General features: G+C 68.7%; 8 protein-coding genes. 4 read left to right on the forward strand and 4 right to left on the reverse strand.

Annotation, left to right across the window (positions count from 1 at the left end; all coding sequences use genetic code 11):
• Positions 1–209: 209 nt before the first annotated feature.
• Positions 210–467 (forward strand): hypothetical protein, encoded by a 258-nt coding sequence (locus tag ACK3BB_RS18225; protein ID WP_428926062.1) that lies wholly within the window; start codon positions 210–212, stop codon positions 465–467.
• A 176-nt stretch (positions 468–643) separates the two neighbouring features.
• Here ACK3BB_RS18225 and ACK3BB_RS18230 read toward each other — a convergent pair whose 3' ends face one another.
• The gene (locus ACK3BB_RS18230) at positions 644–1,387 is read right to left on the reverse strand and encodes a YebC/PmpR family DNA-binding transcriptional regulator (RefSeq protein WP_428926063.1); all 744 of its coding nucleotides are present in this window, start codon (positions 1,385–1,387) and stop codon (positions 644–646) included.
• Positions 1,388–2,046: 659 nt separating this feature from the next.
• Between ACK3BB_RS18230 and ACK3BB_RS18235 the strand changes: the two genes are divergently transcribed.
• Together ACK3BB_RS18235 and ACK3BB_RS18240 are read left to right on the forward strand one after the other, a co-directional pair.
• Positions 2,047–4,455: a membrane-bound PQQ-dependent dehydrogenase, glucose/quinate/shikimate family gene (locus ACK3BB_RS18235; RefSeq protein WP_428926064.1), complete on the forward strand. Its 2,409-nt coding sequence runs from the start codon at positions 2,047–2,049 to the stop codon at positions 4,453–4,455.
• 481 nt (positions 4,456–4,936) lie between these two features.
• Positions 4,937–6,709 carry an SLC13 family permease gene (locus tag ACK3BB_RS18240; protein ID WP_428926065.1) on the forward strand — a complete coding sequence of 591 codons (1,773 nt, stop codon included), beginning with the start codon at positions 4,937–4,939 and terminating at the stop codon, positions 6,707–6,709.
• A gap of 203 nt (positions 6,710–6,912) precedes the next feature.
• On the opposite strand, the gene ACK3BB_RS18245 is transcribed toward ACK3BB_RS18240, so the two are convergent.
• From ACK3BB_RS18245 to ACK3BB_RS18255, 3 genes are all read right to left on the reverse strand, one after another.
• Complete coding sequence (locus ACK3BB_RS18245; RefSeq protein WP_428926066.1) at positions 6,913–8,700, reverse strand: SLC13 family permease; 1,788 nt, start codon at positions 8,698–8,700, stop codon at positions 6,913–6,915.
• A 38-nt stretch (positions 8,701–8,738) separates the two neighbouring features.
• Positions 8,739–9,695: a DMT family transporter gene (locus tag ACK3BB_RS18250; RefSeq protein WP_428926067.1), complete on the reverse strand. Its 957-nt coding sequence runs from the start codon at positions 9,693–9,695 to the stop codon at positions 8,739–8,741.
• Positions 9,696–10,031: 336 nt separating this feature from the next.
• Entirely contained in the window at positions 10,032–10,859 is an 828-nt protein-coding gene (locus ACK3BB_RS18255; protein ID WP_428926068.1) for a TIGR00282 family metallophosphoesterase, read from the reverse strand.
• A gap of 892 nt (positions 10,860–11,751) precedes the next feature.
• On the opposite strand from ACK3BB_RS18255, the gene ACK3BB_RS18260 reads away from it, so the two are divergent.
• Positions 11,752–12,336: a manganese efflux pump MntP family protein gene (locus ACK3BB_RS18260; protein ID WP_428926069.1), complete on the forward strand. Its 585-nt coding sequence runs from the start codon at positions 11,752–11,754 to the stop codon at positions 12,334–12,336.
• The last annotated feature ends 21 nt before the right edge of the window (positions 12,337–12,357 follow it).

Raw genomic sequence — 12,357 nt, forward strand, 5'->3', positions numbered from 1 at the left:
GGGCCCCGGGGGATTGCTCAACGCCCCGCCCCAGCGATTGCCCGAGCGGCATGCAATGGCCGCGAAAATCACCACTGGCGACCGATCACGCCCCCGATCCCGCAAATGTCGCAGTCGGATTCCGATACGTCGCTTGCATGCCCTCTTGCGCCCGGGCGCTGATTGGCGCATGGCGTTCCTATCGGAAACTTTCAATCGGGATAGGAACGTTGGGCAAGTACAACCGTCATTTCGAGCTGGGTCTGCAGGATCTCGAGCTGATCGAGAACGCATTGCAGCAAGCCAAGAAGGACCTCTCGCTCAAGCGCATGCGCCTGCTGGCACAAGAGATGGATGACACCACCCGTGCCGCCGAGCTGGACGATATCGACTCCGAACTGACCGAGACCTACGAATTGCTCGGCAAGCTGCACAACCAGAAGGTCTTCTGGCGGCCCAAGCCGGGCGCGCCCTATATCGGCGGCTGAACGACAAACGGCTCCCCTGCGGGAGCCGTTTTCTCTTGTCCGGACCTCGGGGCGGTCAGGGTGACGATCATGGGCCCTGCCTGTCCGGCCCGCCCATGAACCCGGTGACAGGTCGGGTCACCCCCCGGCCACCCCGAGAACCGCGCGGCGCGCCTGCAAGGGCGCGACAAGCAGGCTCAGGCCAGCTGTTCCATGACCTCGTCGGAAGCTTCGAAATTGGTCGTCACCCGCTGGACGTCGTCATCGTCCTCCAGCGCGTCGACCAGCTTCATCAGCTTCTGCATGTTGTCCAGGTCCATCTCGGTGGTCGTCGTGGGCTTCCACACCAGCTTGGTGCTTTCACTCTCGCCCAGCCCGGCTTCAAGCGCCGTGGCCACCTCGTTGAGATCGGTGTCGGCGCACCAGATCACGTGGCCCTCGTCCGAGCTTTCCACGTCCTCTGCCCCGGCCTCGATCGCCGCTTCGAACACCGCGTCGGCATCGCCGGCCTCGGCCGAATAGGTCACCTCGCCCTTGCGCTCGAACATGAAGCCCACCGAGCCGGTCTCGCCCAGGTTGCCGCCGTTCTTGGAAAAGGTCGACCGCACGTTCGACGCCGTCCGGTTGCGGTTGTCGGTCATCGCCTCGACGATGATCGCCACGCCGTTCGGGCCATAGCCCTCGTAGCGGATTTCCTCGTATTCCTCGCCGTCCCCGCCGGTGGCCTTCTTGATGGCCCGGTCGATGTTGTCCTTGGGCATCGACTGGCCCTTGGCTTCCTTCACCGCCAGGCGCAGGCGCGGGTTCTTGTCGGGATCGGGGTCGCCCATCTTGGCGGCGACGGTGATTTCCTTGGACAGCTTCGAAAACAGCTTCGACCGGGCCGCGTCCTGGCGGCCTTTCCGATGCTGGATGTTGGCCCATTTTGAATGGCCGGCCATGTGCTACTCTCCTGCGGACGTCTCGGGCTGAAATTCTGACGGTGCATATAGGCCAGCCCACCGGCAAAGAGCAAGGGCGGCACAAGCGCCCCACCCCGTTCCGCGCGTCGAACCGTCCCGCGCCCTGGCAAAGCCGGGTGGCTACAACGGCAGACCATCCGCCTGTTCCTCCGGGCCTCGTCGTGTTTTTGCCAAGCCGCCCGTCGGCCGGATCGGTGCCCCCTCCGTGCCGCGCCGATCGATACCTCCGCCCTCACGGCCGCGCCGAGGTGCTGCACCGGCCCCCTGCTTCCCCTCATGCCCCCGTCTCACAGGCGCCAGGCCGTTGCGCCCACCTGTCCGGCCCATTCGTCCAGCTTCTCTGCAGGCCACCGCCGCCGCCATCTCCGCCGGCCCCTGGCCCATCGCGCCCGCCCCCCTGCTCCGGCCCGGCCCCTGCGGCCTCCCTGATGAAACGCCCCCGCGTCCCAACCAGCACGCCTCCGCCTCCAGCCCGTGCACCCGCGCAGTATACATGTGCATGCCAGCCCTTGCCCCCGGCGCCGAAGGCTGCAATTAACCAGATGTTCCAATTCGTGCCGCGCCGTTTCCGGGGGGAGGCGGAGGCGTCTGGCGGACCGGTTCGGACAAACGAACACGACCTGATCCAGGACGACCAAATGACCTTTACCTCCCCCTCTCTCTCGCGGCCCCTGACCGGGCTGCTCATCCTGCTGGGCCTTGTCCTGGCCCTGATGGGCCTGGGCCTGGCCATCGGCGGCGGCATGCTGATCGCCCGCGGCGGCAGCTGGTACTACCTGGCCATGGGCCTGGCCCTGATCGCCTCGGGCGCCGAGATCGCCCGCGGCTCGCGCCAGGGCGCGGTGATCTACACCCTGGCCTTCGTGGCCACCCTGGCCTGGGCCTGGTGGGAAGCCGGGCCGGATTTCTGGGCCCTGCACGCCCGCATCTTCACCTTCCTCGTGCTCTTCGTCGTGGTCATGGCCCTGCACCCGCTGACCCTGAAACGCGCCGGCCGCGCGCCGGCCACGGGCGCGTTCCTGACCCTGGCGGGCCTGGGCCTGGTGGGCGTCATCGCCATGGGCTGGGGCATGTTCCTGCCCCACGGCCGGCATGACATGACCCTGGCCACCGGCCAGGTTCCCCAGGCCGCCGACGCCCGGACCGACTGGCCCGATTACGGCGCCGATGCCGATGGCACGCGCTTTGCCGCGCTGACCCAGATCACGCCCGATACCGTGCAGGACCTCGAAGTGGCCTGGACGGTCCATACCGGCGACACTCCCGTCAGCCCCGGCGGCGGCGGGGCCGAAGACCAGGGCACACCCCTGATGGTCGGCAACGATCTCTACTTCTGCACGCCCAACAACACCGTGCTGTCGGTCAATGCCACGACCGGCGCCGAGAACTGGCGCCACGATTTCCCGACCGACACCCGGACCTGGGTGCGCTGCCGCGGGCTGGGCTACCTGGACACCACGGCCGCCCTGCCCCAGCCCACCCTGCCCGGTTCCACCCCGATCACACCGCTGGACACGACGATCGGCGCACCTTGCGCCCGGCGTATCTACATGAACACGATCGACGCCGTGCTGGTCGCGCTGGACGCCGAGACCGGCGAGCTGTGCCAGGATTTCGGCACCGCCGGCATGGTCGACCTCAAGGCCGGGCTGGGCGATGCCCAGTCGCCGCTCTATTCGCTGACCTCGGCGCCCACCGTCGCGGGCAGCACCATCGTCGTGGGCGGCCGGGTGGCCGACAATGTCGCGCTGGACATGCCCGGCGGGGTGATCCGCGGCTTTGACGCCATCAGCGGCGAGATGCGGTGGGCCTTTGACCCGGGCAATCCCGACGACCGCGACGCGCCGGCTCCGGGCCAGATCTTTACCCGCTCGACGCCCAACGTCTGGGCGCCGATGACCTGGGATGCCGACAGCAACACGATCTACATGGGCGTGGGCAACGCGGCCATCGACCTGTGGGGCGTCGCGCGCACCCCCGAGGACGAAGCCTATGGCGGCACGCTGCTGGCGCTGGATGCCACGACGGGCGACGAAAAATGGCGCTATCAGACCGTGCGCCACGACCTGTGGGATTACGACGTGCCGATGCAGCCGACGCTGATCGATTTCGACGGCACCCCGGCGCTTGTGGTCGGCACCAAGGTCGGCCAGCTCTTCGTCCTGGACCGGGTGACCGGCCAGCCCCTGACCCGGGTCGACGACATGCCCGTCAAGCCGGCAACGATCCCGAACGAGCGCTATGCCACCACCCAGCCGGTGTCGGTGGGCATGCCCCAGATCGGGGCCGAACACCTGACCGAAGCCGACATGTGGGGCGCCACGCCCTTCGACCAGCTGATGTGCCGGGTGATCTTTCGGGGCTACCGCTATGACGGGCTGTTCACCGCGCCCGACACCGATTACTCGCTGTCCTATCCCGGCTCGCTGGGCGGGCTGAACTGGGGCGGGCTGTCCTATGATCCCACGGCCAACGTGCTCTTTGTCAACGACATGCGCCTGGGCCTGTGGGTCCACATGGAGCCCCAGGACACCGGGGCGCAGGCCTCGGACGGGTCGGAAGCGGTCAACGCGGGCATGGGCGCCGTGCCGCTCAAGGGCACGCCCTATTCGGTGATGAAGAACCGCTTCCTGTCGCCCCTGGGCATTCCCTGCCAGGAACCGCCCTTCGGCACGCTGACGGCCATCGACATGGACAGCCAGCAGGTGGCCTGGGAAGCGCCGCTGGGCACGGTGCAGGACACGGTGCTCTTCGGGGTCAAGATGCGCCTGCCGCTGCCCGTGGGCATGCCGACGATCGGCGGGTCGCTGGCCACCCAGGGCGGGCTGGTGTTCTTCGCGGCGACCCAGGATTACTGGCTGCGCGCCTTCGACAGCGCCACCGGCAAGCAAGTCTGGAAGGCCCGGCTGCCGGTCGGCTCGCAGGGCACGCCGATTTCCTATGTCTCGCCCGAGGATGGCCGGCAATACGTGGTGATCTCGGCCGGCGGCGCCCGGCAATCGCCGGACCGGGGCGATTACCTGATCGCCTTCGCCTTGCCGCAGTAAGCCCCTGTCCGGCCCCCTCACCGAGGGGGCCGGACCCGCATGCGTCGCCCCTCGTTGGGCGACCGGCTTGCCATGCGCCGTCCCCCGTCCCGGGAACCGGCCCCACTAAGCGCCCTTGCGCCCCTTGCGCCCTTGCGCCCTTGCGCCCTTGCGCCCTTGCGCCCTTGCGCCCTTGCGCCCTTGCGCCCTTGCGCCCTTGCGCCCTTGCGCCCTTGCGCCCTTGCGCCCTTGCGCCCTGAAGATCGGCCTACAATCCGCCCCTTGGTCAATGGGCCCGCCCTGCAAATGTCCGTCCCTCGGCCCGGTGTCGGCCCTTCTCCCCCGAATGCTCCGCCCCGGACCCGCAAATCCCAGCGGCCGGAACCCCCGCCCCCGTCGCGGCGTTGATGTCCGACCGGGGTATGCAGCGGCCTGGCGGTTGCCCTTTGGGCGCCCGGCCGCTTTGATGCCCCCGACGCAGGCGAAAAGGGGCAGATGCCGCATGACCACCGACCAGATCATCGTCTTTGCCCTCTTCGCGGCGGTCTTCGCCCTGCTGCTCTGGGGCCGGTTCCGCTATGACCTCGTGGCCTTTGGCGCACTGCTGGCCGGGGTTGTCCTGGGCGTCGTGCCCACCGAAGAGGCCTTTTCCGGCTTTGGCCATCCGGCCACGATCGTCGTGGCGCTGGTGCTGGTCGTGTCGGCCGGGCTGGTGCGTTCGGGCGCGGTGTTCCTGATCACCCGCACGCTGGTCGATTCCAGCCGCGGAGTGTTTCGACACATTGCCATGATGGGCGGCGTGGGCGCGGTGCTCTCGGCCTTCATGAACAACGTGGCCGCCCTGGCCCTGCTGATGCCCGTCGACATCCAGACCGCGCGCAAGGCCGGGCGCAGCCCGGCGACGACCCTGATGCCCCTGAGCTTCGCGACGATCCTGGGCGGGATGGTCACGCTGATCGGCACGCCGCCCAACATCATCATCGCCTCGATCCGCCAGCAGACCCTGGGCCAGAGCTATGGCATGTTCGATTTCGCCCCCGTCGGCGGGCTGGCCGCCCTGGCCGGGCTGGCCTTTGTCGCGCTGGTCGGCTGGCGGCTGATCCCGGCGCGCGACAGCGGCGCGGGGGGCGAGGACATGCTGTCACCCTACGTGGCCGAACTGACCGTGCCCGAGGGCAGCGCCCATATCGGCAAGCGCCTGGCCGAGCTGGAAGACGCGGCGGCCAAGACCGACGTGGCCCTGCTGGGCCTGATCCGCGATGGCAAGCGGCTCTATGGCCGGGCCCGGCGCAGCCTGCTCAAGGCCGGCGACACGCTGGTGCTCGAAGCCCTGCCCGAGGCGCTGGACGAATTCCGCACGGCGCTGGACCTGGCCTTTTCCGACAGCCAGCGCGAGGAACGGCTGAAGGCCGCGGGCGACGGGCTGGAGGTCATCGAGGTCGTGGTGCCCGAAAGTGCGCGGATCAACGGGCGCACGGCCCAGGGGCTGGGGCTGAACTGGCGCCAGAACACCGTGCTGATGGGCATTTCCCGCCAGGGCGCGCGGATCACCCGGTCGGTGCGCCAGACCGAGGTCATGGCCGGCGACATCCTGCTGCTGCTCTGCCCGCGCGAAACCGGGGCGCATGTGACCGAATGGCTGGGCTGCCTGCCACTGGCCACGCGGGGCCTGTCCGTCACCCAGAATGACAAGACCTGGCTGGCCATCGGGCTGTTTGCGGCGGCCGTGCTGGCGGCCAGCGTCGGGCTGGTCGATTTGCCCATCGCCCTGGGGCTGGTCGTCGTGGGCTTCGTGCTGACCCGCATCGTGCCCATCGCCGAACTCTACACCCATATCGAATGGCCGGTCGTCGTGCTGCTGGGCTCGATGATCCCGCTCGGCCTGGCCCTCGAAAGCACCGGCGGCACCGAGCTGATCGCCGGCACGCTGGTGCGCCTGACCGACGGCCTGCCAGCCTGGGCCATCCTGACGGTGCTGATGGTGGTGACGATGACCCTGTCGGACGTGCTGAACAACACGGCCACCACGATCGTCGCGGCACCGGTCGGCATCCAGATGGCGGCCACGCTCGATGTTTCGGCCGACCCGTTCCTGATGGCCGTGGCGGTGGCCGCGTCCTCGGCCTTCCTCACGCCGATCGGCCACAAGAACAACACGTTGATCCTCGGGCCCGGCGGCTATCGCTTCGGGGATTACTGGCGGATGGGCCTGCCGCTGGAGTTGCTGATCATCGCCGTGTCGATCCCGGCCATCCTGCTCTTCTGGCCCTTCTGACGCCCCCGCCCGGCACCTGCGCTGATGGCACCTGCGGACGGTATTTAGGACCAAGAAGAAGACAGGAGCGCGCGCCCATGTCTTCTTCTTGGTCTCAAATACCCGACGCACCGCCCGCGCCTGGCACGCGGCCCGAGAAAAGGGAACTGCCGCCTGTGGCCCGGGGCGCCGCGAGCCCGCCCGGGAAGGGCGGGAGAGCTCGGTCAGGGCAGGTCGAGCGGCCAGATCAGCGGGATCAGGGCCGAGACCAGCATGCCCATGGTCAGGTTCAGCGGGATGCCGACCTTCATGAAATCCGTGAACCGGTATCCGCCCGGACCATAGACCAGCATGTTGGTCTGGTAGCCGATCGGCGTGGCAAAAGACGCCGAGGCCGCGATCATCACCGCCACGACCAGCGGCCGGGGATCAACCCCCAGCGCCTGGGCCAGGCCGATGGCAATCGGCGTGACCACCACGGCCACGGCATTGTTCGACACCAGCTCGGTCAGCACCGAAGTCAGCAGGTACACCGCCCAGACCACCAGCCCGGCAGGCATCATCGACAGGAACGGCGCCACCCAGCCCACGATCATCTCGACCGCGCCCGAACTTTCCAGCGCCGCCCCGATGGCCAACATCGAAAAGATCAGCGCCAGCAGGCGCCCGTCGACGAAGGAAAACGCCTCGTCGGCATCGATGCACTTGGTCACCAGCACCAGGGCCACGGCCAGGATCGACAGCATCAGGATCGGCGCCACACCCAGCGCCGCCAGCACGACGATGCCGACCAGCGCGCCGATGGCAATCGGCGCATGGCTCCGCCGGAACGCCCGGGCCGAGGGCTTCGACACGTCGACCAGGTCCATCTCCGCGGCCAGGCGCTGGATATCTTCCGGCGCGCCTTCCAGCAGCAGCGTGTCGCCCACGCGCACGACCAGGTCGTCCAGTTGGCGGCCGATGTTCTGGTTGCGCCGATGGGCCGCCAGGGCATAGACCCCGAACCGCCGGCGCAGGCGCATCGAGCCCAGCGACCGGCCGACCATGCGGCAGCCCGGAGTGATCAGCACCTCGACCGTCTCGGTGGCCACGGCCGACACCTGGTCGACCCGCTTCAGCTCCTTGTTGCGCTGCAGGCTGAGCAATTCGGTGATCTGCGTGCGCAGCACGACCCGGTCGCCGACCTGCAGCACCACGTCCTCGAGATTGCGCCGCAGCGAGGCATCGCCGCGCACGACGTCGACCAGCCGCACGCCTTCGCGCTTGAACAGCTGCACGCCCAGCACCTCGCGGCCGATCAGGTTGCTGTCGGGCGGGATGACGGCCTCGGTGAAGAACTTCATCCGGCTGCGGTCGCTCAGCAGCGTGGCCATGGAATCGCGGTCGGGCAGCAGGCGCGCGCCGATGAAATAGAGATAGATCATTCCCCAGGCCACGACGACCAGGCCGATGGGCGTGACCTCGAAGATCGTGAAGGGCTCCATGCCCTTGCTGCGCGCCACGCCGTCGACCAACAGGTTGGTCGACGTGCCGATCAGCGTCAGCGTGCCGCCCATGATCGCCGCATAGCTCAGCGGGATCAGCAGCTTGGACGCCGTGATGCCCAGCGAGCGCGAGATCTGGATGACCACCGGGATCATCACCACGACCACCGGCGTGTTCGACACGAAGGCCGAGGCCAGGATGACAAAGGCCCCCAGCAGGGCCACGGCCATGCGCGGATTGCCCGCGGCCTGGCCCTGGGCCAGCGTGGTGAAGGCATCCAGCGCGCCTGTGCGCACCAGCGCGCCCATGATCAGGAACATCGCGGCAATGGTCCATGGCGCGGGGTTGGCCAGCACCGGCAGGGCATCCGCATAGGGCAGCACGCCGGTGATCAGCATCAGCGACACACCGCACAGGGCGACCACCTCGGCCGGAAGCCTTTCGCGCAGGAAGGCCGCGAACATGCCGGCCACGATCAGGAGGGCCAGGAAGGCCTGGCCGGTCTCACTCAATTGAATAAGCTGCATATTAAGTTGTGGTCTGCAATATCCTCGGGCCCTGACGTCTAGGACGCCCGGGCCTCAGTTTCCCCTATTGGACCGTCCTCTGCAAGCGCCTGTTGACGCCGGGGCTGCACCAGGAAGATCCCGCCCAGGACAAGGGCAAAGGCCAGCCAGATGAACGGCGAATACCGTTCCCCCAGGAAGACCAGCGACGCGATGACCCCGAAGGCCGTGACGAGGTAGGACACCTGGACGGCAAAGACCGCCCCGGCCAGGCCCACCAGCCAGACATAGCCCGAATAGGCCATGATCGAGATCAGCGCATAGAACACCAGGGCCGTCTCGGCCGCGCCATAGCTGCGCAGCGGCGAGATGAACTGCCCGCTGACCAGCGCCGCGGGCAGCACCAGCACGGCGCTGACCAGACAGGCGCCCAGCATGGTCTGGAACGGGTCCAGCCCGGCGGTGCCCCAGCGGGCGACGTAATTGCCCTCGACGGCATAACACAGCGGGGCGATCAGCGCGACGGGGATCCAGATCAGCATGGCCGGGTCGGGCAGGCTGGCATCGGGCAGGATCAGGATCAACGTGCCGGCCAGGCCCAGGGCCAGGCCGATGGCCCGCCGCCAGGCAAAGCGTTCCAACCCAAGGGCCATGGCAATGGGAAAGGCCAGCATGGGCACCAGCGAGATGACGATGGCCATGACCCCGGCAGGCAGGTGGGCGATGGCCGCGTAGAAGGCCGCGCTTGGCACCAGCGTGCCGCAGAAGGCCATGACGATCCAGGTCCGCCATTGCGCCCCGCCCCGGGCGATCGGCCGGGCCCGGGCCAGGTTGATTCCCGCCAGCAGCGTGGCCCCGATGACCGATTGCCAGAAGATCAGGCCGAAATGCTCGAACCCGGTGCTGACTGCCGTTTTCGACAGGGGCATGGTCAGCCCCCAGCCCAGCCCGATGAAGAGCATCCCCGCGAAGGCCAGCGCCCGGGTCTTGCCCGGCGCGTGTTCGGCGCCGGGCATGGGTGCCCCATCCGTGGCCTGCCGGTCGGCCGGGCTCACGCGCCGAGCCCCCGGTTTGATTGTGCCGCCGGCGGTGCGTGCGGTGTCTTGGGCCGGGCGGCAAGTGTGCCCGGCATCGTGAGGCGGGTGACCATGGCCGCCGGCGTCATGGGGCGGGCAGCATTGGCGCCCGGGGGCGTAGCGCCGACCGCCATGGCGCGCGGTGTCCTGGCTCGGGCAAGAATGGCGCCCGGTGTCGTGGGGCGGGCAGCAAAGGAATTCATCGGTCGGCCAACCATGGCAGCCGTGTGTCGGGCCAGAAAGGGCATGTGGCGCGAATGGCCCGAATGGTGCGGATCAGGACGGATCGGCATCGGGCGTGGCCTGTTGCAACCGGCCGCCCACGCGGATCATGCGCACCTCTTCCGCCGCTCCGGAGCGGTCATCCGTGCGCACGAATACCCCCGACAGCGTGGCCGGCCCGTCGGCCGGGGTGAACCGGCCCTTGGTCATGCCCGTCACGAACCGGCGCATCGGCTCGGCCGTGTCCATGCCGATCACCGAATGGTAATCGCCGCACATCCCGGCATCGGTCAGATAGGCCGTACCCTTTGGCAGGATCTGGGCATCGCCCGTCGGCACATGGGTATGGGTGCCCACGACAAGGCTGGCCCGGCCGTCGCAATAATGGCCCATGGCCATCTTTTCAGACGTCGCCTCGCAATGCATGTCGACGATCACCGCCTGGGCCAGCCCGCCCCGCGGATGCGCCTTGAGCACCTGGTCGACGGCCGAGAACGGATCGTCGAAGGCCCGTTTCATGAAGACCTGGCCCAGCACCTGGCAGACCAGCACCTTGCGCCCGCCCCTGGCCTCGAACAGCCGATAACCCCGGCCCGGCGCGGTCTTGGCATAGTTGAGCGGGCGGATGATGCGGTTGTCGGCCTCGATGGCCTGCAACATGTCCTTCTGGTCAAAGGCATGGTCGCCCAGGGTCACGCAATCGGCCCCGGCCTCGAAGAGCAGCCGGGCGTGATCACCCGACAGGCCCATGCCGTTGGTGGCGTTCTCGCCGTTGACCACGACGAAATCCAGCCGCCACTCGGCGCGCAGTTTCGGCAGATGCTCGGCGATCGCGCTGCGGCCGGACCGGCCCATGACATCGCCCAGGAACAATAATCTCATGCCCTAGGCTCTAGGCCGAGCCGCGCCCGGGCGCAAGCCGGGCGGCCGGGAAAAGCCGGCCCGGCCGCCCGGGATGGGCGCGAAACGGGCAGCGGAGGCGGTGGTTCAGGGCGGTGCCGGGGATGGGCGGGGCAGAGGTGGGCCAGGCGTGCGGCGCAACGGCGGCCTGTATGGGCGATGTGCAGCATCAGTGGCGGGCTTGTTCGGTGGCAGGCGGTTTCGCCAAAGACAAGCTCGCCGGTAAACCTGCGGCCCATCGCAGGCGCGAGCCGACATCACCTGGCCAAAATGCCCCCGCCCTTGCGGCGCACGCCCAGCCGACATCTCAATCTCCGCGCCTCCATCCCCCGGCACGCGCAGTTCCACCGGCCAACGCCACGCGCATCTCCAGGCGCCCTCCCCCTCCGCCCGGCCAAAGCCGCGTGCACACCTGGGCCGTCCTGCCCATCCGCTTCTCCGGCCTCGCCCAGCTCAGCCACTCATATCCGCCTGTCTGTCCGCCTCCCTGACACTGGCCCGAACCACCACGCAGATCCCGCTGACCGCCCGCCCCGCCGGCCTCGTCCGGACCCGCCAAACACCCCCTGCCCGCCCGTCCCACCGGACCCGACAAGACCTGCCGGCTGACGTGCCCCAGGGGCAGCGGAAGCCCCCAGTTGCAATTGCCTCGCAGTTTCACATGGCATTGATTTCATTGACATATCCGACTCGGCCGACTACCTCCGCCGGACCGGGGAGTAGCAGCCGCCACACCGGGCGGGGGCGTATCAACAGGCTCGCACGAAAACGGTGCGTGGTGCGTCCAGCCGCAAGGCCTTGCAAGACCGACACATCCGCGCTCGGATCGGGCAGCGCGCGGATGCCCTCCTCGCGCCCGGGCGGAGATCAGACCATGACACCCATCGGGATCGGCCTCCTGGCCGTCAGCCTCTCCATCGATGCCCTCGTCGCCAATGTCGGCCATGGCCGCAGCCTGCCTGCGGGCGGCACCGGGCGGCGGTCGATCTGGTGCGTGGCCCTGACCCGCGGCGCGATCTTCGGCCTGGTCGAGGCCCTGACCCCCGTGATCGGCTGGGCGCTCGGCATGGCCAGCCACGAATATCTCGGCCTGGTCGACCATTGGATCGCCTTCGCCCTGCTGGGCGGCGTCGGCCTGCGCATGATGCTGAACGCCCGGCGCGATGCCGACACGCCGGCCCCGGGGCCGCGATCGCTGGGCCTGTTGCTGGCCACGGCCGTCGGCACGTCGGTCGATGCCATGGCCGTCGGGGCCTCGCTGGCCTTTCTCGACATCAATATCCTGGTCGTGGCCCTGGTCATCGGCCTGACGACCACGGCGATGAGCAGTGCGGGCCTGCTGGCCGGGCGCTACCTCGGCGCGCGGCTGGGCCATTGGCTGGAACTGGCCGGCGGGCTGTTCCTGATCGGGCTGGGCAGCCACATCCTGCTGCAACACCTGGTCGGCGTGGCCGGCTGAGCGCCACCCCGCCGCCCGAGA

This window comes from Marinibacterium sp. SX1, from assembly GCF_050389775.1.
Taxonomy (GTDB): domain Bacteria; phylum Pseudomonadota; class Alphaproteobacteria; order Rhodobacterales; family Rhodobacteraceae; genus Marinibacterium.

Coding starts and splice junctions, on each gene's coding strand:
- ACK3BB_RS18230 (WP_428926063.1), bottom strand. CDS start 1,387: ATGGCCGGCCATTCAAAATGGGCCAACATCCAGCATCGGAAAGGCCGC.
- ACK3BB_RS18255 (WP_428926068.1), bottom strand. CDS start 10,859: ATGAGATTATTGTTCCTGGGCGATGTCATGGGCCGGTCCGGCCGCAGC.
- ACK3BB_RS18235 (WP_428926064.1), top strand. CDS start 2,047: ATGACCTTTACCTCCCCCTCTCTCTCGCGGCCCCTGACCGGGCTGCTC.
- ACK3BB_RS18245 (WP_428926066.1), bottom strand. CDS start 8,700: ATGCAGCTTATTCAATTGAGTGAGACCGGCCAGGCCTTCCTGGCCCTC.
- ACK3BB_RS18240 (WP_428926065.1), top strand. CDS start 4,937: ATGACCACCGACCAGATCATCGTCTTTGCCCTCTTCGCGGCGGTCTTC.
- ACK3BB_RS18260 (WP_428926069.1), top strand. CDS start 11,752: ATGACACCCATCGGGATCGGCCTCCTGGCCGTCAGCCTCTCCATCGAT.
- ACK3BB_RS18250 (WP_428926067.1), bottom strand. CDS start 9,695: ATGCCCGGCGCCGAACACGCGCCGGGCAAGACCCGGGCGCTGGCCTTC.